General features: G+C 36.2%; 17 protein-coding genes. 10 read left to right on the forward strand and 7 right to left on the reverse strand.

The window, feature by feature from the left end; genetic code table 11:
• Window positions 1-8: 8 nt before the first annotated feature.
• Together AC1DMU_RS15840 and AC1DMU_RS15845 are read right to left on the reverse strand one after the other, a co-directional pair.
• Window positions 9-2,060 (reverse strand): transglycosylase domain-containing protein, encoded by a 2,052-nt coding sequence (locus AC1DMU_RS15840; RefSeq protein ID WP_088065049.1) that lies wholly within the window; start codon window positions 2,058-2,060, stop codon window positions 9-11.
• 102 nt (window positions 2,061-2,162) lie between these two features.
• Window positions 2,163-2,888: a glycerophosphodiester phosphodiesterase gene (locus tag AC1DMU_RS15845; protein ID WP_088065048.1), complete on the reverse strand. Its 726-nt coding sequence runs from the start codon at window positions 2,886-2,888 to the stop codon at window positions 2,163-2,165.
• A 152-nt stretch (window positions 2,889-3,040) separates the two neighbouring features.
• On the opposite strand from AC1DMU_RS15845, the gene AC1DMU_RS15850 reads away from it, so the two are divergent.
• The 4 genes from AC1DMU_RS15850 to speB all read left to right on the forward strand — a co-directional run bounded on the left by AC1DMU_RS15850 (window position 3,041) and on the right by speB (window position 6,722).
• Window positions 3,041-3,448 (forward strand): MerR family transcriptional regulator, encoded by a 408-nt coding sequence (locus AC1DMU_RS15850; RefSeq protein WP_088065047.1) that lies wholly within the window; start codon window positions 3,041-3,043, stop codon window positions 3,446-3,448.
• Between the two features lie 5 nt (window positions 3,449-3,453).
• Window positions 3,454-4,617, forward strand: coding sequence for an MFS transporter (locus AC1DMU_RS15855; RefSeq protein ID WP_060487953.1), 1,164 nt, complete (start codon window positions 3,454-3,456; stop codon window positions 4,615-4,617).
• A 186-nt stretch (window positions 4,618-4,803) separates the two neighbouring features.
• Window positions 4,804-5,631 carry a polyamine aminopropyltransferase gene (gene speE / locus AC1DMU_RS15860; RefSeq protein ID WP_000424696.1) on the forward strand — a complete coding sequence of 276 codons (828 nt, stop codon included), beginning with the start codon at window positions 4,804-4,806 and terminating at the stop codon, window positions 5,629-5,631.
• Between the two features lie 218 nt (window positions 5,632-5,849).
• Window positions 5,850-6,722: an agmatinase gene (gene speB, locus AC1DMU_RS15865; protein ID WP_001209823.1), complete on the forward strand. Its 873-nt coding sequence runs from the start codon at window positions 5,850-5,852 to the stop codon at window positions 6,720-6,722.
• A 266-nt stretch (window positions 6,723-6,988) separates the two neighbouring features.
• On the opposite strand, the gene AC1DMU_RS15870 is transcribed toward speB, so the two are convergent.
• On the reverse strand, window positions 6,989-8,026 hold the full coding sequence (locus AC1DMU_RS15870) for a PTS sugar transporter subunit IIC (protein ID WP_000996323.1): 1,038 nt from the start codon (window positions 8,024-8,026) through the stop codon (window positions 6,989-6,991).
• Between the two features lie 234 nt (window positions 8,027-8,260).
• Here AC1DMU_RS15870 and AC1DMU_RS15875 point away from each other — a divergent pair, with 234 nt between their 5' ends.
• On the forward strand, window positions 8,261-8,623 hold the full coding sequence (locus AC1DMU_RS15875; RefSeq protein WP_000779928.1) for a YxeA family protein: 363 nt from the start codon (window positions 8,261-8,263) through the stop codon (window positions 8,621-8,623).
• Between the two features lie 25 nt (window positions 8,624-8,648).
• Here AC1DMU_RS15875 and AC1DMU_RS15880 read toward each other — a convergent pair whose 3' ends face one another.
• Window positions 8,649-9,635: a S66 family peptidase gene (locus tag AC1DMU_RS15880; RefSeq protein WP_476941530.1), complete on the reverse strand. Its 987-nt coding sequence runs from the start codon at window positions 9,633-9,635 to the stop codon at window positions 8,649-8,651.
• Between the two features lie 202 nt (window positions 9,636-9,837).
• Here AC1DMU_RS15880 and AC1DMU_RS15885 point away from each other — a divergent pair, with 202 nt between their 5' ends.
• The 5 genes from AC1DMU_RS15885 (at window position 9,838) to AC1DMU_RS15905 (ending at window position 13,752) form a co-directional block, all read left to right on the forward strand.
• Window positions 9,838-10,275 carry a YwiB family protein gene (locus tag AC1DMU_RS15885; protein ID WP_000414868.1) on the forward strand — a complete coding sequence of 146 codons (438 nt, stop codon included), beginning with the start codon at window positions 9,838-9,840 and terminating at the stop codon, window positions 10,273-10,275.
• On the forward strand, window positions 10,275-11,945 hold the full coding sequence (argS, locus tag AC1DMU_RS15890; protein WP_088065045.1) for an arginine--tRNA ligase: 1,671 nt from the start codon (window positions 10,275-10,277) through the stop codon (window positions 11,943-11,945). The genes AC1DMU_RS15885 and argS overlap by 1 nt, the downstream gene beginning before the upstream one ends.
• Before the next feature lie 323 nt (window positions 11,946-12,268).
• Window positions 12,269-12,796, forward strand: a complete 528-nt coding sequence (locus AC1DMU_RS15895) for an RNA polymerase sigma factor (RefSeq protein WP_088065044.1) — start codon at window positions 12,269-12,271, stop codon at window positions 12,794-12,796.
• A complete protein-coding gene (locus AC1DMU_RS15900) occupies window positions 12,783-13,097 on the forward strand; it encodes an anti-sigma factor (protein WP_087983725.1) in 315 nt (104 codons plus the stop codon). The genes AC1DMU_RS15895 and AC1DMU_RS15900 overlap by 14 nt, the downstream gene beginning before the upstream one ends.
• On the forward strand, window positions 13,081-13,752 hold the full coding sequence (locus AC1DMU_RS15905) for an anti-sigma factor (protein WP_088065043.1): 672 nt from the start codon (window positions 13,081-13,083) through the stop codon (window positions 13,750-13,752). Before AC1DMU_RS15900 ends, AC1DMU_RS15905 begins: the two co-directional genes overlap by 17 nt.
• Before the next feature lie 25 nt (window positions 13,753-13,777).
• On the opposite strand, the gene AC1DMU_RS15910 is transcribed toward AC1DMU_RS15905, so the two are convergent.
• From AC1DMU_RS15910 to AC1DMU_RS15920, 3 genes are all read right to left on the reverse strand, one after another.
• Complete coding sequence (locus AC1DMU_RS15910) at window positions 13,778-14,152, reverse strand: hypothetical protein (RefSeq protein WP_088065042.1); 375 nt, start codon at window positions 14,150-14,152, stop codon at window positions 13,778-13,780.
• A 147-nt stretch (window positions 14,153-14,299) separates the two neighbouring features.
• Window positions 14,300-15,700, reverse strand: a complete 1,401-nt coding sequence (locus AC1DMU_RS15915; protein WP_000749138.1) for a M28 family metallopeptidase — start codon at window positions 15,698-15,700, stop codon at window positions 14,300-14,302.
• A gap of 489 nt (window positions 15,701-16,189) precedes the next feature.
• Window positions 16,190-25,030 carry a SpaA isopeptide-forming pilin-related protein gene (locus AC1DMU_RS15920; RefSeq protein WP_142398696.1) on the reverse strand — a complete coding sequence of 2,947 codons (8,841 nt, stop codon included), beginning with the start codon at window positions 25,028-25,030 and terminating at the stop codon, window positions 16,190-16,192.
• Window positions 25,031-25,253: the final 223 nt, after the last annotated feature.

The raw sequence follows: 25,253 nt of genomic DNA on the forward strand, positions 1-25,253 counted from the left end.
TATTTTTTTTACCAAGGAAGATATTTTTTCCACCAACTTGTTTTCTTCTTTTCTTCAGTTGTCTTTTCAAATTCCTCTTTGTCATCGACATGATCCATACAATATTCAGTTGGTTCTGTACCTTTTGCGAAATACATTTTAACTGAAATGGGACAATTTTTTGTAGCGATTTTTCCGTTTTCAGGGTTAATGTCGACTGCAACGACGTCACTTGGTTGTTTAAACTCTTTTTGAGGTTGTCCATCTAAGCCTTTTTCCATCGTATCGGTCCATATTTTTTTCGCATATCCTTGTTCTGCTACGTTTGAAATCGATTTAGGTTGATCGTATCCAACCCATACACCCGTTACGATTTGCGGGGTAAATCCAATCATCCAACTATCTGTTTCAGTAGAACCGGATTTTCCGGCATATGTTCTTGATAGTTTAGATAACATCGATTGACCAGTTACAGCAGCATAGCTGCTCAGTTTTTTATTAAACATGCCCGTCATCATTTCTTCCATTACAAACGCTTTGCTTTTATCGAGAACTTGTTTACTCTCCAAATGAGCATCGTATAGCATGTTTCCTTCCTGGTCCATAATGCGGCGAATAAACATCGGTTTTACTTCTTTTCCGCCGTTTGCGAACATGCTATAAGCGTTAACCATTTCAATTGGTTTTACAGGAGATGTACCGAGAGCGAGAGACGGAACATCTTTTAATGCGGTAGTAATACCGAATTGCTTCGCTGTTTTTGTAAGAATGTCTTCGCCTAAAAATAAATTGGTCTTCACGGCATATACGTTATCAGAGACCGCAAGAGCTTGCGCCATTGTTACAAAATCGTCTGCATAATAGTCTTTATAGTTTTTCGGTTTATACTTTGAAACACCGTCACCTAAAGTGAACACAGTGTATTCGCTTTTTAAGCGCGTAGCAGGGGTGAATCCTCGTTCTAATGCCGCGTAATACAGGAATGGCTTAAACGTAGATCCAGGCTGTCGAGCGGCCTGTGTAGCCCTGTTAAATTGACTCGTATTATAATCAGTTCCACCAACAAGGGCAGCTACTTCACCTGTTTTTGGATTCATAGAGACGAGCGCAGTTTGTATGTTTGTTGTGTCAGGTATGTGATCTTTTACAGCTTGCTCTGCAACAGATTGTAATTTAGGGTCTAGTGTTGTATAAATACGCAGGCCACCCTTTTGTAAGGCTTGTTCATCTAATCCGATATCACGAAGAAGAGAAGCTTGTACAGCATCTTGGAAATAAGGTGCAATCTCTGCCACTTTTTTTGTATCTAATGAGGCAAAAGTTAGTGGCTCTTTTTTTGCTGACGTTGCTTGTTTCTTCGTAATGTAACCTTGTTCTACCATTTCGTCTAATATGAGAGATTGTCGTCCTTTCGCACGATCCTCTTTTAAAAAGGGAGAGTAGACACTAGGTCCTTTCGGGATACCTGCGAGCATACTAGCTTCCGCTAATGTTAATTCTTTTGCTGTTTTATCGAAATATAGACGAGACGCAGCTTCGATTCCGTAAGCACCATGCCCGTAATAAATTGTATTTAAATATCCTTCTAAAATATGATTTTTATTATAGTTCACTTCAAGGCGAATTGTGTACATCGCTTCTAATAGTTTACGTTTCCACGTTTTATCATGATCTAAGTATAGGTTACGAGCATACTGTTGTGTAATCGTACTAGCACCTTGGACCTTTGCCATCGCTTTTAAATCGGCAACAATAGCACCAGCAATACGTTTCATATCAAAGCCATGATGTTTGTAAAATCGTTGATCTTCGATAGAAAGTGTCGCCTCTTTTACATAAGGAGAAATTTCATTGAGAGATACATTGTAACGTTTTTGCATTTCATTACTTTGTCCGATAACAGTGTCATCATTAGCGTAAAAGACACTTGTTTGTGGGACAGCAACAGGAGGAGGTCCCATAATTTTTGCAACTATAATAATAACAAAAAAGGAAAAAACAAAAAAAAGAACAGAAGAAAACATTACGGTGAAGAAAAGACGTTTATATTTTTTAAGTTTCGGATTCATAGTTTGATCCATCTTTTTCAGCCCCTCAATACTAATACAAACATTATTGTATTAGTATTGAGGGTTTTCGGTTATTTTAAACAATGAAATTTCGAAAACAAAAAGCTCCTTCAATTAAGAAAGGAGCTCAAAGGCACGTGCTGGCCAATCGGTAATAATGACATCTACGCCATAGTCAATCATAGTTTGTAAATCTTTGTATTCGTTAATCGTATAAGGGCGGAAAACGTACCCTTGATCTTGTGCAAATTGAATAAATTCCTTTGTTAGTAATTGAAAGTTTGGATGTAAACCAGTTGCTTCTCTATTTTTTGCTTCAGCGATAGGATCAGCAAGTGGTGTATCATATAAAATTGCTCTTGGGATTTCAGGAGCTATTTCTGCTAATAATGAAACAGAGTCGTGGTTAAATGATGAGAATATAATTTGATTAGATAGATGGTATTCACGAACGAGAGCAACAGCTTTTTCTTCAATAGTTGGATAGTGGATAACATCTGTTTTTAACTCAATATTGAGCTGTAAATTTGTCGTAGATAACCAAATGAATACTTCACGTAACGTTGGGATTTTTGCTTCATGGAAAGAAGGGTCTTTATGGCTACCAGCATCTAAAGCTTGTAATTCCGCTACCGTTTTTTCAGAAACAAGACCTATGCCATTTGTTGTGCGATCTACTGTTTCATCGTGAATCACGACAAGTTCACCATCTTTTGATAGGTGGACATCAAGCTCAATTCCGTGGGCACCAATGCGTTCTGCTTCTTGGAAGGCAATCATCGTATTTTCTGGATGTGTTCCTTTTACCCCGCGGTGGGCGAAAATAAGTGGTTTATTCATACGGAAATCTCCTTATCGTTTCTTTTCTTTCATTATGAAACTGCTTTTGGAAAAATACAATTGAATAGGATAAACATTTACAAAAGTCTAACAGTTGCACAAAAGTTAACGTTAACGTAAAATGTAATAATTGAGTGAAGGGAGGAATAAACATGTATAAAATTGATGAAGTCACAAAGCAAGTTGGTTTAACAAAACGTACACTTCGTTATTATGAGGAAATTGGTTTAATTCATCCCCCTGAACGTAGTGAGGGGAACATTCGCCTGTATACGGACGAGGACATCGCCAGAATTAAAAGGATTGTAGAAGCGAAAGAAGTGTTAGGGATTACACTTCAAGAAATGCAACATTTTTTATCGTTAAAAGAAAGAATGGAGCAAAGAAGAAATAGTGAGAATCCTCGTGACCGCGAAGTGATTCAAGAAATTAAAGAGATGCTTGAAAAACAAGTGCAAACGCTAGACGAGAAAATGGATCAAATGCAGCGTGTAAAGGCGGAACTCGAAGATAGCCTACATCGTGCAGCGACATTTTTAGAGAGTACAAAAGGAGAATGATCAAAATGGAGAGCAAACAAAAATTAGGGAGATTGATTACAGTGGTGGCTACCTTCCTTGCTTTTTCGGGTATAGGGGTAGTCGACCCAATCTTACCAAGTATTGCTGAGCAAATTGGTGCATCGCATTGGCAAGTAGAGATGTTATTTACAGCATATATTTTAACGATGGCAATTATGATGTTACCAGCTGGAATATTCGCATCAAGATTTGGTGATAAACGAATGATGACGATCGGTCTTGCGATTGTAACTGTATTTGCGTTTATATGCGGTATATCGCAAACGATTGCCCAATTATCTATTTTCCGCGCGGGGTGGGGATTAGGAAATGCGATGTTCTTCGCAACGGCGATGACATTATTGATTGCATTAAGTAAAGAAGTTCATGAAGCAGTAGGACTATATGAAGCAGCTATCGGTTTAGGGATGGCAGGCGGACCGTTATTAGGTGGGATATTAGGTGGACATTCTTGGCGTTACCCATTTTTTGCGACGAGTATTTTAATTTTCTTAGCATTTATTTTAGTTTTCTTTTTTGTAAAAGAACCGGAGCGAAAAGTGAAACGTAAGGCGGCAGGCGTAGGGGAATTACTTAACCTGGTGAAATATAAACCGTTTATGCAAGGTGCGATTTCAGGAATGTTATACTACTACGGATTTTTCGTTGTGCTAGCATACTCACCACTTATTATGCATTTATCTGCTATTCAATTAGGTTTTGTATTTTGCGGATGGGGATTAGCGTTAGCTTACGGTTCTGCAATTTTGGCCCATAAGCTAGAAGGGAAATATGAACCGAAAGCATTGTTGAAAGGTAGTTTACTCGTATTTGCGCTTTTCTTAATCGCACTATTCTTCGTGAAAGTTATGTGGTTACAAATTGTATTAATTGTTCTATCGGGATTAGCATCTGGATTAAATAATGCATTATTTACAAGTTATGTAATGGATATTTCACCTTATGAAAGATCTGTTACATCAGGTGTTTATAACTTCGTTCGTTGGTTAGGTGGCGCAATTGCTCCAATCTTATCAGGAATCATCGGCCACACTGTTTCACCGCAAAGTCCGTTTTTAGTCGGTGGAATTGTTGTGTTAGTCGGTTGTGTAATGATTTTAATTCCGGTTCGAAAGCCGGTAGAAGTAGAGACAAAAGCCCTTTCCTAAGAAAGGGTTTTCTTTCCTATTACAGGGCAATCCCTTTTCGTACATATGTTAGAACCCTCTGACTAAAATATATTTTCGGTATTTTTGTACTTTTAACTATACTTTTTGGATGTTTTGTTTTATTTTTGTTAGGGGACATTAATGATGTCCCTATTATAAATTTGCATTGAAAGGCGTGATTGTACGATGGAACTATGGTTCACTGAAAAACAAACAAAACATTTTGGGATTACGGCGCGTATTAACCGCACATTACATACGGAGCAAACAGAATTCCAAAAACTTGATATGGTTGAAACGGAAGAGTTCGGAAACATGCTTATTTTAGATGGCATGGTTATGACAACAGAAAAAGATGAGTTCGTTTATCATGAAATGGTAGCGCACGTACCTTTATTTACACATCCAAACCCTGAAAACGTATTAGTTGTAGGTGGTGGCGATGGCGGTGTTATTCGTGAAGTGTTAAAACACCCAAGCGTAAAGAAAGCAACTCTTGTTGAAATCGATGGAAAAGTAATTGAGTACTCTAAACAATACTTACCATCAATTGCAGGCGCACTAGATAATGAGCGTGTAGAAGTAAAAGTAGGAGACGGTTTCCTACACATTGCAGAAAGCGAAAATGAATATGACGTAATTATGGTAGATTCTACTGAGCCAGTAGGACCAGCAGTAAATCTATTTACAAAAGGCTTCTACGCTGGAATCTCTAAAGCGTTAAAAGAAGATGGTATTTTCGTTGCACAAACGGACAACCCTTGGTTCACACCAGAACTAATTACAACTGTGTTTAAAGACGTAAAGGAGATTTTCCCAATTACTCGTTTATACACAGCGAACATTCCAACTTACCCAAGTGGTCTTTGGACGTTCACAATTGGATCTAAAAAACATGATCCATTAGAAGTGAGTGAAGAGCGTTTCCACGAAATCGAAACGAAATACTACACAAAAGAATTACACAATGCAGCATTCGCATTACCGAAATTTGTTGGCGATTTAATTAAGTAAGAGCGTTAAATTGAAATAAATAAAGTGTAAGTGACTCATTTAAGGTGTTTGTCTAGAAGGCTTGAACATGCTAGTTACTTACACTGCTACAAATGAAGTAGTCTTCTTGTAAGAAAAAGAAGGCACAGGTAAATCGAGAAAGAGGAGTTATAGGCTCCAAATTTGAGAAATAATGAAAGGTTGGGATACCTTAAGTTCCACACAAGGAGGAAAAGAGTATGCGTTTTGATGAAGCTTATTCAGGTAAAGTATTTATTAAAAGTCATCCAAGTTTTGAAGAGTCAGAGGCAGTTATTTACGGGATGCCAATGGATTGGACAGTAAGCTACCGTCCAGGTTCTCGTTTTGGCCCTGCACGTATTCGTGAAGTGTCAATCGGTCTTGAAGAATATAGCCCATATTTAGATCGTGAACTAGAAGAGGTAAAATATTTTGATGCGGGTGATATTCCATTACCATTTGGAAATCCACAGCGTAGCATAGACATGATTGAAGAGTATGTATCAAAACTTTTAGATGCCGATAAGTTTCCACTAGGTCTCGGCGGTGAGCACTTAGTGTCTTGGCCAATTTTTAAGGCAATGGCAAAAAAATATCCGGATTTAGCAATCATCCATATGGATGCTCATACTGATTTACGTGAATCGTATGAAGGGGAGCCTTTATCCCACTCTACACCTATTCGTAAAGTGTGCGATTTAATTGGTCCGGAAAACGTATATTCTTTCGGTATTCGTTCTGGAATGAAGGAAGAATTCGAATGGGCAAAAGAAGTAGGTATGAACTTATATAAATTTGACGTATTAGAACCGTTAAAAGAAGTATTACCGAAACTTGCAGGACGCCCAGTTTATGTCACAATCGACATTGACGTATTAGACCCAGCTCACGCTCCAGGAACAGGAACGTTAGAAGCTGGAGGTATCACATCTAAAGAATTATTAGATTCCATCGTGGCAATTGCAAATTCAAATATAAATGTAGTTGGAGCAGACTTAGTAGAAGTAGCTCCTGTCTACGACCATAGTGATCAAACACCAGTCGCAGCAAGCAAATTCGTGCGGGAAATGCTGCTCGGTTGGGTGAAATAAAAGCGGAAGTGGCTCGTTTAGAATGTGAGGGGGATGGAGCTTCAGACGTAGAGGCGCTTTTTGCCTCGAAGGAAGAAGCGAAGCCACCGATCATTCTAGCCGCTATAGCTGGATAAAATAAGAGCCTCCTATATGAATAGGGAGCTCTTATTTTGTCGTTATGTGTCGGTAAGTCGATATATTAAAAAAATCGCTGATATAATTTCATTTACCGTTACACGACAAGAAAAAGAGCTACTCTCAAATAATGAGAATAGCTCTTTTTCTTATGCAACTTTTTCTTCCGAAGTAATGCCGCGAATTTCATCAGCAGAACGAATTGGATATTTGCGGAATACGATTGATCCGATGTATCCAACAATAGTGGTAACGATTCCACACAGTACAGCAGCAATTGTTACTTTTACAACGTCATTAAATCCGAATAAGACAAGAAGTCCTGGGATTGGTGATGCTGTTCCTGGTGCATTATTAACGAGCTGGAACAGAGATGTAATAATACCAGCAAGTGCACCGCCAACGAAGTTTGTCGCATAAATTGGAATTGGATTTGCTGAAACAACATCGGCTTGTGTTAAAGGCTCGATTGCTACAGCGATTGTGTCTTTCTTTGAGCAAATTTTTAGTCGCTTAAAGAAAATAAAGTTCATCGGGGCTGAGGCTGCTACGGCAAGACTACCAATTGCCATTGGTAAACCTGTTAATCCAAGCATTGCAGTTAGTGCCATAGAACTTAATGGAGAGGTAGAAATAACTGTTATTAATCCACCCAGCATAATACCCATAATGATAGGACTTTCTGTAGTTGCAACTGAAATCATAGAACCGATTTTACCGAGCGTTGCGTTCACGAGCGGATCCATAAGCATGGCCATTCCGCGTGAGATTGGTGCGGCAATAAATAAAATTGCTAAAAACTCTACACCAGCCGGTAATTTCTTTTCGAGAAATTTCACGACGAAAGCGCAAACGTATCCAGCGAAAAATCCTGGTAAAATACCGAATCCGCTAGTAGCGATACCAATTAAAACAGCATATACGGGTGAAACACCGATTGCTAGTGCGACTAAAATTGCCGCTGCGACACCGCTCATACTACCAGAAGCTTCTCCTACTGATTGTAAAAAGTCATTATGAAACATCTCTCCACCGATATAACGGTGAAATGCTTCAATAAGAAAACTTGCGATTGCTGCATTAGCTAAAGCACCCATTGCTTTCATTCCGTAAGGAGCACGGTAACTAAAAAGTGTAAATAGACAAAGTACAACAAGTAATAGTGCTAAACCTTGCAAGATAGCCATTTGAAAACTGTCTCCTTTGATTTTTGTAATAAAAATTTGTATCATTCAATAATAATATAAAAGTTCATGAAACGGAAAAATTTTTTATTGGGAAATTGCTATAAGTTGAAAAACCCTTACAATAATGTAAGGAAAGTGTAAGACTTTTCAATAGAGTATGGTATGCCTTTTTCCGTATAATACAGGTATAGACATAAGATTAGTGAGAAAGAAGTGCAAACAGGAGGCGCATGTATGAAATTGGTAATTAAAGTTTTAGCTGTATTCGCCATTATTTTAGGTGGAACAGCGTACTATTTAAACACGAAAACAGAAGGTGTGCATGCTTTTGTAGACAACTTCTTTTCAAATAAAGAAATACAAGATTATTATGCGGTTATAAATAAAGGTGAGAAAAAAGACGGTGAATACTTGTATACATTTAAAGGGTATACAGAAGACGGAAAGTTACAAGTTGTGAAAAGAATGATGAACCGTGAATTGCATACGGGGGCGTTTATAAAAATTTATGCAAAAGGTATGCAAGGAAAAGGATGGGCTGAAATCCCAAAAGAATCAATTCCGCAAAAAGCGTTGGAAAAAATAGAAAAACCGTAAAAGGAGCGAATCGTTCGCTCCTTTTTTAGTGCGTTAAAATGGTAATAGCTGAATTCTCTTTATTAGAAATGATTTTTGCACGTCCACCAATTGGGAAAGTGAAAATCGGGGTTGTATGCCCGAAATTTGCGTTTGCAATGATAGGTATATGTGTAAGTTCAGGCTTTGAAGCAATCATTTCTTGAATGTCTTCTATCGTACATTCTGCACCTTTTTGCATCTTTCCTATAACGATGCCTTTTACATGTTCAAAGTCAGGTTGCTGCATAAGAGAATGTAAATAACGATCAAAAGTGTTAAGGGTAGCTTTTCCAGTTAAACTATCCTCCTCAAGAAATAATATTTTCCCCTGTAAGTTTGGCATATATGGTGTACCTTGTAGTAAATTCAATGTGCTCATATTACCACCGATAATCTCTCCAGTTGCTTCGCCTTCATGAATCGAAATATAACCTTCATTTGTAATGAATTCTCGATTTTCCTGATCTATATACCAAGAATCATCGCTCCACGTTTCAGATGGCAGGACTTCAATAGGCTTATTAGAAGTTAAGCATTGTAAAAAGTAATTAGTCGTATATTCGAGACCTTTCTTCATTCCAAATGAAGAGAAATGGGGTTCTGAATATGTAATAAGTCCTGTTTTTGTGTAAATTGCATTATTTAAAGCGGTAATATCAGAATAGCCACAGAAAAATTTCGAGTTTTCTCGAATTAAATCATAATCGAGATGTTTCAATAAACCATTAGAGTTGTATCCGCCAAGTGTTGTCAAAATGGCTTTTACATTAGGGTCTCTAAATGCCTCGTGAAGGTCTTGAACGCGTGAAGAAATAGAAGAGGAAGCAAATTGATCTATCTCATCAGCATATGTTGAGAATGTAACTTGAAAGCCCATGTCAGTTAATCTTTTTACAGCAAGCTTTCTGTTTTCAGTTGAGACAATACTTAAGCTGCAAGATGGTGAAATAACTCTAATTTCATCACCCTTTTTTAATTTTGTCGGTAGCACATAACTCACCTCTTTAAATGAAAGAATATTTAGATTTAAAAAATATTTTATCATATGAAATAAAGTGAAAGTGAATTATTTTTTGAAATGGAGTTTTCCTGATTTTTCAGCAGACAGACAGAGGTTTTTTTTGATATGATAGGAAAAGTGATTTATTATAAGTAGTATTTAATATCTATAACATTTGAAAGGTGTGCAAGACGTGGAGAAACAACTTGCAGGCTTGCCGGTACACGTTCATTTCGTAACAGAAATCCGTGAAGGGGCGAGGAAGGAAACCGTTGCTTTTGAAGCAAATGGTCAATACTATGTAAAAGGTCAAGGTACATATGTAACATTCCAAGAGCCGAACGAACAGGGCGAAGTGAAAACAATTATTAAAATTCAAGATGAACAAGTTCTCATTATGCGTTCAGGTGCTGTTTCAATGCGTCAAACGCATGTGAAAGGTGAATGGACAACTGGTACGTATACGAGTGAACTTGGTACGTTTGCATTGCAAACGAAAACTGATAACGTTCTTTTTAAATGGTCGGATGAAAAGAAAAAAGGACAACTCTTCTTAACGTACGCATTGCTTCTAAGTGAACAAGAAGCTGGAAGATATACAATTACACTTAATTTGAAGGAGGCAAAATAATGAATTCTTTAGAACAAGTAAAAGGATTAATTAAAGAAGAAATTCAAGCTGCTGTATTAAAGGCAGAATTAGCGACAGAAGAACAGATTCCAAACGTTGTATTAGAATCTCCAAAAGATAAAACAAATGGTGACTTCTCTACAAATATGGCAATGCAACTTGCACGCGTTGCGAAAAAAGCACCTCGTATGATTGCAGAAGAATTAGTTGCAAACTTCGATAAAGCAAAAGCTTCTATTGAAAAAATTGAAATCGCAGGACCTGGCTTCATTAACTTCTACATGGATAATAGCTACTTAACAGACTTAATCCCAACAATCGTTAACGCTGGCGAAGCTTACGGTGAAACGAATACTGGTAAAGGTGAAAAAGTACAAATTGAGTTCGTATCTGCGAACCCAACAGGTGATCTTCACTTAGGACATGCACGTGGTGCGGCAGTAGGTGACACTTTATGTAACGTATTAGCAAAAGCAGGATACGATGTATCTCGTGAGTACTACATTAATGACGCTGGTAACCAAATTCATAACTTAGCTCTTTCTGTTGAAGCTCGTTACATGCAAGCTTTAGGCCTAGAGAAAGAAATGCCAGAAGACGGATACCATGGTGCGGACATCATTGGAATCGGTAAGCGTTTAGCTGAAGATTTTGGCGATCGTTATGCAAAAGCTGATGCTGAAGAAAGCTATGAGTTCTATCGTTCATACGGTTTAAAATATGAATTAGCAAAACTTCAAAAAGACTTAGAAAGCTTCCGTGTTAAGTTCGATGTATGGTTCTCAGAAACATCATTATACAAAAACGGAAAAATCGATGCTGCACTTGCAGTATTAAAAGAGCGTGACGAGATCTTTGAAGAAGGCGGTGCAACTTGGTTCCGTTCTATGACTTACGGTGACGACAAAAACCGTGTATTAATTAAAAACGACGGTTCTTACACATACTTAACGCCAGATATCGCTTACCATCGTGATAAATTAGAGCGTGGTTTCGATAAGTTAATCAACATTTGGGGTGCTGACCACCACGGTTACATTCCTCGTATGAAAGCGGCTATTCAAGCACTTGGTTACGATAAAGAAACACTTGAAGTAGAAATCATCCAAATGGTACAACTGTACCAAAATGGTGAAAAAATGAAGATGAGTAAGCGTACAGGTAAAGCAGTTACACTTCGTGAGCTTATGGAAGAAGTAGGCGTGGACGCAATGCGTTACTTCTTCGCAATGCGTAGCGGTGATTCTCATTTAGACTTCGATATGGACTTAGCTGTATCAAAATCTAATGAAAACCCAGTATACTATGCACAGTATGCTCATGCTCGCGTATGCAGTATTCTTCGTCAAGGTGAAGAGTTAGGATTAGCTGCAGGCGGAGACGTGAATTACAAGCTTGTTACTTCGGAGAAAGAAGTAGAGTTACTGAAAAAACTTGGTGAATTCCCAGCTGTAGTTGCGGATGCAGCGCAAAAACGTCTGCCACACCGCATTACAAGCTATGCATTTGAATTAGCAGCAGCATTACACAGCTTCTACAATGCAGAAAAAGTATTAAACCAAGACAACTTAGAATTAAGTAAAGCTCGCTATGAGTTAATGAAAGCAGTACGCACTACACTTCAAAATGCATTAGCAATCGTAGGAGTATCTGCACCAGAAAAAATGTAATAAAGAAAAGCGGAGCCGACTGTTTAGCCCCGAAGGCTAAGGTTCTTTCCCACAGAAGATGCTTTTTATCTTCTTGTGGGGAAGGTTCTTAGACAGAAGGGGCTAGGAGGCAGAGCTGGACAATAAAGAAAAGCAGAAGCGACTCGTTCAGAATAGGAGGAAGGCGCGAAGCCACCGAGTATTCTAACCGATTTTTCGTTTTCAGTAAAAGGCAATCACACGATGTTGTGATTGCCTTTTTGTATGGAGATAATAAAAAAATAAAATTTTATCAAACAAAAGGAGAATTTGCGTCGTCTTATATAAATGACAGGAGGTTTAAGATGGAAGAAAAGGTAGAAGAATTAATTGATATATATAAGCAGCAAATATATTCCTTATGCTATAAATTAGCGAAAACGAAAGAAGATGCAGAAGATATTTTTCAAGAGACTTGGATAAAAGTTTTTTCCTCTAGGCACCAGCTTTCTTGCGTGGAAAATTATAAAAAATGGATTACTACAATTTGTGTTCGTACGTTTTATGACTTTTATCGTAAGAAGAAAAGGTGGAAAGATCGCGTATTGGATTTGTTTCATAAAGAGGATGGTGGAGAAATCGATTTCGCAGATGAAGTGAATATATCAGAAGAATTTATTCAAAAAGTGGAATCGGAAATGATACGTGAAGTTATACAGCTATTGAATGAAAAATATAAAACCGTGCTCGTACTCTACTATTATGAACAATACTCTTATAAAGAAATGAGCGAAATATTAAATATACCGATTGGTACGGTGAAATACCGCCTTAATTATGCGAAGAAGCAAATGCGGGAACATTTGGAGGGGTTTGTTTATGACGGAAGATAAGTTTGATCAGAAGATAAGAAGCAGCTTAGCTGAAGACACCATTCCAAGCGGAGAGCTGATAAATAAAACGAAACAGAGCGTACGAAATGCTCGGAAATTAGAGAAAAGATGGGTTGTTTGTATTCATGCTATTTGGATTATTTTATTAACAGTTGTTATGGAGCAGTTTGTCACTCATTTGAATCATAAAGTCCCTATGTTGATAGCAAGTGTGATTATGATGCATCTATACGTTCCTATATATGTTGTCATACAGTCATTTTTAAAGAAGGAGTATAAATTACATGATAGAGTTCGCTAATCCATTTGTAGTATTTGAGATAGCTGGGATTACAATGCTTTTAACTTTTATAGCACTTTTAGTATGTGTAGCATCATGGGTGTATACAGATGCGAAAACGCTTGGAATAAGTAAGTGGTGGAGTGTTATAGCGATTGTATTACCATTTTTTATTGGAGTTTTGTTATATATGATACGAAGAAGTAACAAGAAAATAGAAGGAGAACATACGATGAAGGCTATGAAAAAACAAAAGATAACATTAGTTGTCATATTTGCAAGTACGATGTTTGTATTACTGAGCGGCTTTGCTTTCGTTCAAACGTTAGATGATATGTGGAGAGCTGGTGATATATATTTAGAAAATGAGAAGCAAGGGGAGAACGGTTACGAGGCAAAATTCTCATCATGGGATATTACTGGGAAAGATATTGAACTTGAGTATGAAAAAGATACAGAAGTAACATTTTCTTATGAGACAGATGCAAAACGTGGGAATTTATGTTTTAGCTTGTATGAAAGGCAAGGAGAAGGTATAAGAGAGTTAAAAGAGATCTGTGAATCGAAAAAAGGTACTTTCAAAGCTACATTAAAGGCAAATGAAAAGTATGTATTTAATATAAGTGGTGTAATGGTGAAAGATGGTTTTGTAAAAGTGAATTGGGAAATAAAATAAAGGGCCTTGAGAAAGGCCCTTTATTTTATTGGATTGTATACGTAACGGAAAAGCTAACAGGACTATAGTAAACGAAAGGTGCGTGAAATTGAACATACATATTTCCATCTGTTTTTGCAGTGAAAATTCGGCCGTAACCATCAGAATAGCGCCCGATAAGGTTATGATTTGAGTCATAAACACTGTAACTAGGAGTTTTACTGTTAGGTTGAATTGTTAGTTCCTGTCCTTTTTGAAGGAAAATAGGTTCTTGTTCAGAACTACTTCCAGTTTGCAAAGAATAAAATTTTGTAAAGCTTTGTTCTTGAGTGGCAGCAGCGACTTTTGTTTCAGGAATAAAAGCGGTAGCGCCAGTAATTCCTGCTAAAGTTAAAGCACTGGCTAAAATAATTTTTTTCATAGTAGAAAAAGCCTCCTTATTAGTTGTAATCATTTTTGTTACAATTAATATTGTATAGGATAATGAGCAGGAGGAAATATGCTTTTATGCATATAAATATTTTCTCAATAAAAGACCACCGATAAAAATCAGTGGTCTTTTAAATGATTAAGCAGCTTTCTGTTCAGTTTGAGCAACAGATTTTTGAAGTGTATTATAAACTCCTGTCCCGATAACTTCTAATGCCATTTTCATACGTTCAGGCGAAATGTTTTCTAACACATTATCTTGAGGCGTATGGTATACCTTCTCAATATGATAGATTAATGGATTCCAACTATCGACACCCATCCAAATAAATAGGGCGGCAGGAATACCAACTTCAGCAAATGGCACGTGATCACTAGAGCCGAATTTCCCTTGCAGTACGAGGTCATTATTTAATTGTTTACCTGCTTGTAAGGCTGCGTCTGTTACAAGGTTTGGAGAACCGTTAGGCGTCATAGCATATAAATTCTTTGCTTTATCGTAATTTGTTGCAACCATGTCTGCGTTAAAGACACCTAAAATTCGATCACGTTCTTTTTGGGATAGACTATTAACGTAATAATCGGAGCCAAGTAAGCCAGTCTCTTCAGAACCAAAAGCAATAAAACGAATTTCTTTATCAGTTTCTACATTTTGAAAAGCACGAGCTAATTCTAATACTAATCCTGTACCAGAAGCATTATCGTTTGCTCCAGGTGCTCCAACGACACTATCATAGTGCGAACTTACAACGACAGCTTTTTCATTACCTGTACTATTTTTTGGTTTCTTTTTAGCGATGACATTAAGTGATGTTAAGTTAGATTCATGTCTCGCTTTTAGAGAAAGAAGAGTGGTCCCTTTTTTAGCGATTTCCTCTTTAAATGCATTTCCTTGTGCATAAGCAAGACCAAAGACAGGGATAGACTGCTTTTTCGTTAGGCGGGGATTGAAGGTTTGTCCATAATTTCCGCGTCCGCCAATTAAACTGTATAAAAGGACACCTTTTGCTCCTTTGCTAACAGCATTTTCAACTTGTTTATTATAGTCTGCAACTGTTGTTCCTCTTTCAAATAGAACAATTTTTCCGTTTACTTCATTTGGGATATCCTCTAATTTTGTTCCACCTTGAACAAAGATAAGAGGAGCTGTAACAGCTTCTGTAGAAATTAGTGCGTTAGGGGCAGCACCGGCTTGCCAATTACGCTTTGTGGATAATGGTGATTCAATAAATCCAACGTATTGATCCGGTACTTGAAATGGTTGATATTCTACTTCATAGCCCATTGATTTAAGCTGCATACCAACGTAGCGAGAAGCCCATTCTTCTGATTTTGTCCCACCAGGGCGAGGACCAATTGTTTCGGATAAGAAACGGATGTGTTCGATAGCGCGGCTTGCATCAACTTGTTTTGTGATAGGTGAAGTCTGTGTGATTTCTGACGTGGAATCAGCTTTGGCTTGTCCAATTGGAGCTAAGCTAACAGCGAGTGATACAGCAAGCAAAGAGCTTACTATTTTTTGTTTCAAAGATTTTTTCATTTTTTCCTCTCCTATTCTTCTATTCTCTCTGACTGACAAAAGAAGACGGATAACGACTTTATTTTACCGTCATCTTCATTATTTTTCAATATTCTGACATTGAGAAATGAAAAACGCTATATGCATATTTGCATATTTTTGATGGAGATATGTATGCTATCATTTTAAATGAAGGTTCGCTTTCTGCTTGGAAAGCTCCTACATTGCATGAATCTAGTGTACCCAAACTTTAGATTATGTAGAGAAAAGAATCCTATAGGATTTCTTTTCTCATGTTTGAATCATGTGATGATAAATATGTTTCCGCATTTCATACTTATTATCAGTGATATATGTAAGGCATCCATATGAAAATACGAGGCTGTTCAAAGGTTTTCTGTACTTTTGGGCAGCCTCACCCCGTTAAAAGGACGATACTCTATGTATCGTCCTTTTTTGGCATAAAAAAACACCTAATCAAATGTTCACTTGATTAGGTGTGAAAAACTATTAATAATATTTTTTTCGTTTTGTAGCTAAAATACTTAACAAACCAGCTAGTAGAAGTACGATGCCTACTGTTTGAGTAGGATCATTTTTGTGACCTGTATTTGGAAGTTCTTTACCCTTATTTCGGTCATCTTGCTGTTTGTTTATTTGTGTGTCAGGGTTTTCTTTTTCTAGTTCTTCAGAAGTTCCTTTACCATGTGTGTCAGGATTTCCTTTTTCTAGTTCTTCAGAAGTTTCTTTCCCCGTTTCCTCTTCTTTATTAGGAGGAGTAATTGGTTTATCATCTCCACCGGATGAAGAATCGATTTTTTTATTTGAAACTGTAATTTGTAGTGGTGCAGCTTGAGCTTTTTCAATTGTAAAGTTTATTGGTGATGCATCTAATTGATAGCCTTTAGGAGCCTTTGTTTCCACTAATTGATAATTACCAGGTTTCAAATCATTTACGATTAATTTACCATGCCCGTCTGTTTGTAAACCTTCTCGTACTACTTTTCCGTCGTGATCTAAAATATTGAAAATGGCACCTTCAAGTGTTCCATGGTGATCAATATCAATTTTAGTTAACTCCATTGAACCTGTTGTTAAACTATTTAAAGCTGTAACAGAAGTAACTTGAGATTGTCCTTTCGTAATTGTGAAAGGAATTGGCTTAGCACTTAAATCGTATCCAATAGGAGCCTTCGTTTCAACGAACTGATAGTCTCCCGGACGTAAATCAGAAACAGAAATTTTGCCATCTTTATCAGTAGTTAAATCAGTGCGAACATCAAGTCCGTTATGATCAACAATTTTAAAGATAGCTCCTTCAAGAGTAGAGTTGTCAACGTCGTCAAGCTTAATTAATTCGACTGAACCTTTAGTTAAGCTGTTAGTAGCAGTAACAGAAGCTTTAGCTGTTTGACTCTTTTCAACAGTAAACTTGATAGGATTTTGATTTAAGTCGTAATGCTTAGGAGCCTTCGTTTCAACGAACTGATAGTCTCCTGGACGTAAATCAGAAACAGAAATTTTGCCGTCTTTATCAGTAGTTAAATCAGTGCGAACATCAAGTCCGTTATGATCAACAATTTTAAAGATAGCTCCTTCAAGAGAAGTACCGTCGACGTCGTCGACTTTAGTTAATTCAACAGCGCCCTTAGTTAAGCTATTTGTAGCAGTAACTTGGAGCTTTTCTTTTTGGCTTTTCTTAATTGTAAACTTAATAGGTGTACTATCTAATTTATAGTGTTCAGGAGCTTTCGTTTCAACAAACTGATAGTCCCCAGGACGTAAATCAGAAACAGAAATTTTTCCATGTACATCTGTTGTAAGCTCAGTACGAATGTCGTTACCATTCAGATCAGTAATTTTAAATACCGCATCTTTAAGAGCAGTACCATCTACATCATCCACTTTAGAAAGTTCCACAGCGCCTTTCGTTAAGCTATTTGTAGCTGTAACGGAGATAGGATCAGCTTGGCTCTTTGTAATTGTGAATGGAATTGGCTCTTTGTTTAAATCGTAGTGTTTCGGAGCCGTTGTCTCGATGAATTGATAATCACCAGGACGTAGGTCAGAAACGCTAATTTTACCTTGTTGATTCGTAACAAGATTTTTGTGAATTACAGTACCATTCATATCCACAATTTTAAATACTGCGCCTTCAAGAGTAGTGCCATCGACGTCGTCCACTTTAGAAAGTTCCACGCCGCCTTTTGTTAAACTATTTTTCATAGTAACGGTAGCAATATCTTTTTGGCTTTTTTCAATTGTAAATATAATTGGTTTTTTGTCTAAATCATAGTGTTCAGGAGCCGTTATTTCAACGAATTGATACGTACCAGGACGTAAGTTTTCGATAACGATTTTACCTTCACTGTTTGTTTTTAAATCTGTTTTAAGTACTTTGCCATCTTGATCTAGTAAATTAAATACCGCATCGGCAAGTTTTGTTTGAGTGTTTAAATCATCAACTTTAAGTAATTCGATACTACCTTGTTTTAAGCTATTTGTAGCAGTTAAAGAAATAGCTTTCTTCTGTCCTTTTTCAATAGTGAATTTGATTGGTGTTTCATCTAAAACGTAATGCTTAGGAGCTTTCGTTTCGATAAATTGGTAATCACCAGGACGTAGGTCGTTAATTTCGATTATTCCTTGTTCATTTGTAACAAGGTCTTTATGAACTACATCACCGTTCATATTAACAATTTTAAATACTGCATCTTTAAGAACAGTGCCATCAACATCATCTACTTTAGAAAGTTTAACTGCACCCTTTATTAAAGCATTTGTAGCAGTGACATGAAGAGTTTCAGTTTGGCTCTTTTTAATTGTAAATACGATAGGTTTTTTATCTAAATCGTAATGTTCAGGAGCAATTGTTTCAACGAATTGATACGTACCAGGACGTAGGTTTTCAACAACAATTTTACCTTCATCATTTGTTTTTAAGCCTTCTTCAACTAGCTCTCCGTCTGCATCTAATAAATTAAATACGGCGTTAGCAAGTTTTGTATTTATATCAATATCGTCAATCTTTGTTAGTTCAACGCTACCGTTTTTCAAAGCATTTTTGCCTGTAACATTGATCTCTTTCGTTTGACTTCTTTCAATTGTAAATGGAATTGTTGTTTCATCTAATACATAGTGCTCAGGAGCTTTTGTTTCAATGAACTGATAGTCTCCAGGGCGTAAATCAGAAACAGAAATTTTTCCGTTTTTATCTGTAACAAGATTCGTATGAACTTCCTTACCGTTCATATCAACAATTTTAAAGATTGCACCTTCAAGCATCGTACGATCGATGTCATCGATTTTTGTTAATGTTACTGCACCTTTCTTTAAACTATTAGTAGCGGTAACAGTAATATTCTCTTTTTGACTTTTTTCGATAGTGAACGGAATAGGGTCTTTGCTTAAGGTATAGTCTTTTGGAGCTTTTACTTCAACAAATTGATAGTCTCCAGGACGTAAATCAGAAACAGAAATTTTTCCGTTTTTATCAGTCGTTAAACCTTTTCGAATTACTTTTTTAGTATCATGAGCGTCAACAATTATAAATTCTGCACCTTCAAGAGTAGTGCCATCAACATCATCAACTTTTGTTAAAGTGACGCCACCTGTAAGTAAACTATTTTTTACAGTAACAGGGAGAGGAAGATCTTTCTTACTACCTTTTTTAATTGTGAACTTAATAGGTGTTTTGTCTAATTTATAATGTTCAGGGGCTTTTGTTTCGATAAATTGATAATCCCCTGGTGCTAAATCAGGAATAACTAATACTCCGTAATCATCTGTTGTTAAATCTTTCATAATTTCTTTGCCAGTTGCGTCTTGTAATGTGAATACAGCGCCGGCAAGAGCTTTCGCGCTCTCCACGTCATCTTCTTTAATTAATTTGACCTTTCCTCTCGTTAAACTATTTTTGAAAGTAATAGGGATGAGCTTTTGTTGGCTCTTTTCAATCGTAAATTCGATTGGTTCTTCATTTACATCGTAATAAGTAGGAGCCTTCGTCTCGATTAGCTTATAATTACCCGGACGTAAGTCTTGTACTACTAATTTACCGTCTTTATCAGTAGTAAGTTCCGTACGAACATCCTCACCTTTGTCATTAACAATTTTAAATACTGCACCTTCAAGGGTTTCCTTAGCATTTACAGAATCAACTTTTGTTAATTCAATACCGCCTTTTATTAAGCTATTAGTAGCTGTAACGTTAATAGCAGTCGCTTGGCTCTCCTTAATTGTAAATTCAATCGGTGTTTTATTTAAGGTATAATGCTCAGGAGCTTTCATTTCGATAAATTTATAGTTACCTGGACGTAAACCAGTAGCAATAATTTTACCTTCCTGATTCGTAACTAATTCTGTACGGACATCTTCATTTTTGTTATTAACAATTTTGAATACGGCGCCTGTAAGTACAGTGCCATCAGTATCATCGAGTTTTGTTAGTTCAACATCGCCTGGTAGTAGACCATTTTCAGCTGTAATAACAATCGGTGTTTTTTGACCTTTCTCAATTGTAAATTCAATTGGTGTTGATCGCAGTTCATAATGTTCAGGAGCTTTCGTTTCAATAAATTTGTATTTGCCTGGACGTAAGTCAGAAGCTTTAACAGTTCCGTTTGTATCGGTAGTTAATTCTGTACGAACGTCTTCGTTCTTATCATTCACGATTTTGAACATAGCTCCAGCAAGAGGAGTCTTTTTATCAAATTCGTCGACTTTTAATAGCTCAACAGCACCTGTTGTTAAACTGTTTTTTGCAGTAATTGAGATAATGCTTGTTTGACTTTTCTCGATTGTAAACGGAATTGGTTCTTTATTTAAGTCATAGTATTTAGGTGGTGTTGTTTCAATAAATTGATAATCACCAGGATCTAAATCTTTAACGGTCAAAGTTCCATCTTTTTCTGTTTTTAAGTTTGTACGGACATCTTCATTTTTGTCGTTAACAATTTTGAATACGGCACCTTCAAGGGTAGTGTCATCAATATCATCCACTTTTGTTAACGTAACGCCACCTTTAATTAAAGAGTTTTTTGCTGTAATAGAAGCGGCTGTAGTTTGGCTTTTTTCTATTTCAAATAGAATAGGCGTTTTGTCTAATTCATAATGCTCAGGAGCTTTTGTTTCGACAAACTGGTATTTACCCGGACGTAAATCTTTTGCTTCTATTTGTCCATGTTCATTTGTTGTTAATTTCTCATATCCAGGAATATTTTTTCCGTTGCGATCCTGAACAGTAAACTCTGCCCCTGCTAAAGTTTTATTATAATTATCCACTTTTGTTAAAAGAGCAGATCCTTTAGTTAAACTATTTGTCGCAGTTTGGTTTACTACTGTTGTTTGATCTTCAGAGATAGTAAACGGAATAAGTTTGCTATCTAATTGATAATGCTCAGGAGCCTTCGTTTCTTGTAAGTAGTAAGTTCCTGGTTTTAGTTTATCTATAATAATTTGTCCGTTATTATTTGTTGTTAATTTTTCATGTTCTGGAATTATTTTTTTGTCTTTATCTAGTAGTGTGAAAACGGCGCCTTGTAGTGTTGCGTTTTTGTTCAGGTCATTAGATTTTGTTAAAACTACTTTCCCGACAAACTTCTTATTTGCAAGTTTATATGTTGTAGTCTCTTGTGTACCAAGTTCAACAATTTTCCCTTGTTTTAAATCCCAGCTAATTACATAGCCTTCAGGAGCTTTTGTTTCTTTTAATAAATATTTATCGCGCTTTAAGTTATTAAACTTAGCGATACCATCTTTGTCTGTTGTTATTTCGCGGATAACGGTTTTTCCTGTACGATCGTATAAAGTAAATTCTGCCCCGGACAATGGTACTTTCTTATTGTCGTTATCTACCTTTATAATTTCAAGGTTTCCGCGCCCTTTAGTAGCAGATCCTCCGCCTGAACCGGAAGACATTCTCACTTCAATCGTTTCAACAGTTTCTGTATTCTTAACTGTTAACTGATTGCCAGCGATTTTTGCTTTATTACTCACTTTTTCTTTATCGTCTGCATTAATAAGTGAGCGATATTCTAAAATATAAGCTCGATCAATTTTCTTCAAGAAAGCAATTTCAAAATGTTGCTTTCCAGTATTATTGTCTGTTGTGATCGTTAACTTATAGTCTGTTCCTTGTTTTAATTCATTTGCTGTATCTTTTGTTAAATTTCCATATGGATCAACAGTTGTAGGATATAAGTGGAATGAATCTGCCACAAGTACCTGATTGTCTGTTGGATCGTCTGTTACAACTGCGTCTGCAATGGTTGATTGACTTTCGTTAATTGCAATACTCCAATTAATATAGTTGTCGTCTTGCACAGCCTTTTTAGTAACAAAGCTGCCACCTTTATTTACTTGAGTGTCACCTTTAAGGGTGTTTACAATTTTAGAGCCATCTTTTAACTCTGCCTCGTTTTTGTAGGTGCCTTGGATAAGTTCACCATCGAGGCTTGTTTTAAAGATAATATAGTAAGGTGAATTAATTGATTGCTTGAAATGAACCTTTAGGGTGTTTTTATTTTTATCTGTAGGTTCTTCAAGTTCATACTCTTTAGGTGATACGGCATCACCAGGTCTTGCATTATCCGGGCTTCCATTTAAAATCATATCGCGTACTTCAATGGATCCTGGTACTAACTTTTGTTTATCTTGTATTACGTCTATAACATATGGATCTTTAATCTCAACATTATTATAATTAAAACCTATTATCCAAGTGATTTCTTTCGTTTGGGCGTTATAAGAACCGTATTTATATCCATTCGCCTTTGTGAAAGCATCAGGATCAAAGTCTGCTTCAACTTTATTTGATTGTGGATTGGACCCTGCATCTATCCAAGATAGGTTACCTGTATTTTTAAATGAAGTTTTACCACTTTCTAATTTTGTATAGTCAAAGTCTGTCGTATATTTTACGACTAATGTCTTTGTCATATTAGACTGATATGTACCTATAAGGGTAATTTTGAAACCTTTATCTGTTACATCTAAAACATAGTCAGTCTTAGCTTGAAGGGTATAATCTCCGTCTTTAATTTCTAGTTTATTATCTTTTAATTGTAATCCACCATGATCAAAGGTATCCGTAATGATGGCATTGTTTAATGGATAGTTGTTATTATTTACCGCAATTGTCCAGGTTGTTGTTTTGTCTTTATAGTTTGTTTCAGCTTTATTATTAGATTTAATAATATTTTGCTGCTGGAAGCCAACCTCATTTTCTTTACTTGAGTCATTATCAGCTGTAACTGTATTTTTTACTTTTCCATCTTTTATGATACTATCAGTTGGCTTTGTTTTATAGGTAATTACATAAGCACTATTAATATCCTCATTAAACTGTAAATCGAATCCATTCTTCTTGTTACTTACAGTGTAATTATTAACAGTGTCGCCTGTTACAAGTCTTCCTTTATCATCGTATGAAGCGTTCTTCACAACGATAGAATTTGCATCTAGTTCATGTGTATCGTCAAAAATATCTTTTAAAAGTGCATCTGTTTTTTTGATATTTTTTTGATCACCGTTGTAAGTAATTGTCCATTCAATCGTTTGCGTCTTTGGATCATACTTACTTGTTTTGTTTAAATGTGTACCACGAGAAACCGTTACAGTAGAGCTTGCATTTTGTTGCTTTTGATTATCACTCGTTATCGTAACGTTATTTTGGAAGCTTTTTACGTTTTCATCAGTAATTTTTGTTGCATATTCAATTTGATATGCTTTATTGATAGAATCTTTAAAAGCAATCTCCAATTTTGAGCCCTCTGATGAACTAACTTTGTAATCTGCTGAATCAGCCTCTTTACCACGTGTTACGTTCCCATTAACATCAACTTCTAAATAATAAACTTTAATAGAATCTTTATTTAAGCTTGTGCCTGGTGGAATGTTATCTTTAAAAACAGCGTTTTTAAGAGTGTCTTTCGTTTTGTTCATCTCTACTGTCCAATTAATTTCATTTGTATTAATTGGTCTATCAGGTAACCCTTTTTTATTCGTAGCTGTTTGTACATTAGGCTTAAAGTCAACTGTAATAGAAACATCCTTATCTTTAATCGGGAAAGGAATTTCTTGTGTTGTTGTACCTTTAATTTCAGCTTTATTAAATTCTGTCTTTAATTGTAGGTTACCAGCAACATCTGGATGCTCTTCAACATAATCGTTGAATGTCATCGTGACTTTTCCATCTTTTGTAACAGTAAAATTACCAATTTGATTGTTTTCACTATCATATAAAGGACTGTTAATTGTATTGTAAATCTTAAAATGTTTAGGAAGATCAAAAATATAGTAATCTCCACTTTTCACATTCATTGATTTTAAAAGTTCCCATGTAAACTCAATATTGGCAGGGGAATCTGTACTTGGACGGTTATCCTCTGTAAATGGTTTTCCGTCTTTATCCGTCAGCTTTACACCGGTTAAAATGTTTGTTGTTATTTGCTTTGGACCTGAATTTGTATTCTCAGCAGGGTCGCTTGCTAGCTTTCGTTCTGGATTGTCAGTAGCAATTTTAGCTGCTGGGTTTTGTTCCGGATTATCGGTAACAGGTTTAGTTGCTGGGTTTTGTTCCGGATTATCAGTAACAGGTTTAGTTGCTGGATCTTGCTCCGGATTGTCAGTAACAGGTTTAGTTGCTGGGTTTTGTTCCGGATTATCAGTAACAGGTTTAGTTGCTGGATCTTGCTCCGGATTGTCAGTAACAGGTTTAGTTGCTGGATCTTGCTCCGGATTGTCAGTAACAGGTTTAGCTACTGGATCTTGCACTGGTTTATTAGTATCCTGTTTGGTGCCAGCTTCTTTAGAGTCTTCTACCTGAACAGGAACTGATATAGGCTGAACCATTGTTCCTAAAGGAAAAGCGATTTGAACTGATTTTTCCCCAGTTTTTAAAGTTGAGTTAAACACGGTATCAACTTTAATTTTTCCTTTAGCGTCTTTCAAATTTTCTACTTGATCATTAAATATTAATTTTAATTTATTATCTTTAGCTGTTATAAAATATTGACCAATATTTTTTTGATCTGTTACTAAATCCCCTTGCAAATCTTTAGGTACTTTTAATGCAAGTGGTATTTGAACCACTGCTGTATCATTTGCGTGTGCAACTTGTTGATCCTTTATTGACCAAGCGTATTCTACTTGAATGGTTGATCCTATCTTTACTAAGTTGTTAGGATTTTTTGCTTCGTCAATAATATGATTCGTTGCATCTTTCATTTCAACAGTGTCAAATAAGGAATCTCCTGTTAAGGTTTCCGCTCTTACTTGATTGTATGGAAAACTAGCAAGTTGCGAAAATAGTACGAATACAATTAAACATACATTGAAAAGTTTTTTCATTTTTCCTCCTCTGAACATTCATTTGTCCATTGGGGACTTATTCCACATGAACAAATGGAATATTAAAAGTATTTGTTATAAGCTATTTATTTTTGGTTATCCCTCCGTTTCTATACGCGTTCTCAGACAAACAGGATTATGTTCAAAGTAATAGTATTTAACGTAAAACAAAATGTATATTTACACAGTTCTGTGGAAATATACACAATTCGACAAAAAATGT

The organism is Bacillus sp. 01N45 (genome assembly GCF_056399205.1).

Excerpts from the sequence above, each read along its gene's own strand:
- AC1DMU_RS15900 (WP_087983725.1), top strand. The coding sequence starts at position 12,783 with ATGACGGAAGATAAGTTTGATCAGAAGATAAGAAGCAGCTTAGCTGAA.
- AC1DMU_RS15920 (WP_142398696.1), bottom strand. The coding sequence starts at position 25,030 with ATGAAAAAACTTTTCAATGTATGTTTAATTGTATTCGTACTATTTTCG.
- AC1DMU_RS15845 (WP_088065048.1), bottom strand. The coding sequence starts at position 2,888 with ATGAATAAACCACTTATTTTCGCCCACCGCGGGGTAAAAGGAACACAT.
- AC1DMU_RS15855 (WP_060487953.1), top strand. The coding sequence starts at position 3,454 with ATGGAGAGCAAACAAAAATTAGGGAGATTGATTACAGTGGTGGCTACC.
- AC1DMU_RS15910 (WP_088065042.1), bottom strand. The coding sequence starts at position 14,152 with ATGAAAAAAATTATTTTAGCCAGTGCTTTAACTTTAGCAGGAATTACT.
- speB (WP_001209823.1), top strand. The coding sequence starts at position 5,850 with ATGCGTTTTGATGAAGCTTATTCAGGTAAAGTATTTATTAAAAGTCAT.
- AC1DMU_RS15875 (WP_000779928.1), top strand. The coding sequence starts at position 8,261 with ATGAAATTGGTAATTAAAGTTTTAGCTGTATTCGCCATTATTTTAGGT.
- AC1DMU_RS15840 (WP_088065049.1), bottom strand. The coding sequence starts at position 2,060 with ATGGATCAAACTATGAATCCGAAACTTAAAAAATATAAACGTCTTTTC.
- AC1DMU_RS15905 (WP_088065043.1), top strand. The coding sequence starts at position 13,081 with ATGATAGAGTTCGCTAATCCATTTGTAGTATTTGAGATAGCTGGGATT.
- AC1DMU_RS15915 (WP_000749138.1), bottom strand. The coding sequence starts at position 15,700 with ATGAAAAAATCTTTGAAACAAAAAATAGTAAGCTCTTTGCTTGCTGTA.
- AC1DMU_RS15870 (WP_000996323.1), bottom strand. The coding sequence starts at position 8,026 with ATGGCTATCTTGCAAGGTTTAGCACTATTACTTGTTGTACTTTGTCTA.
- AC1DMU_RS15895 (WP_088065044.1), top strand. The coding sequence starts at position 12,269 with ATGGAAGAAAAGGTAGAAGAATTAATTGATATATATAAGCAGCAAATA.
- AC1DMU_RS15850 (WP_088065047.1), top strand. The coding sequence starts at position 3,041 with ATGTATAAAATTGATGAAGTCACAAAGCAAGTTGGTTTAACAAAACGT.
- argS (WP_088065045.1), top strand. The coding sequence starts at position 10,275 with ATGAATTCTTTAGAACAAGTAAAAGGATTAATTAAAGAAGAAATTCAA.
- speE (WP_000424696.1), top strand. The coding sequence starts at position 4,804 with ATGGAACTATGGTTCACTGAAAAACAAACAAAACATTTTGGGATTACG.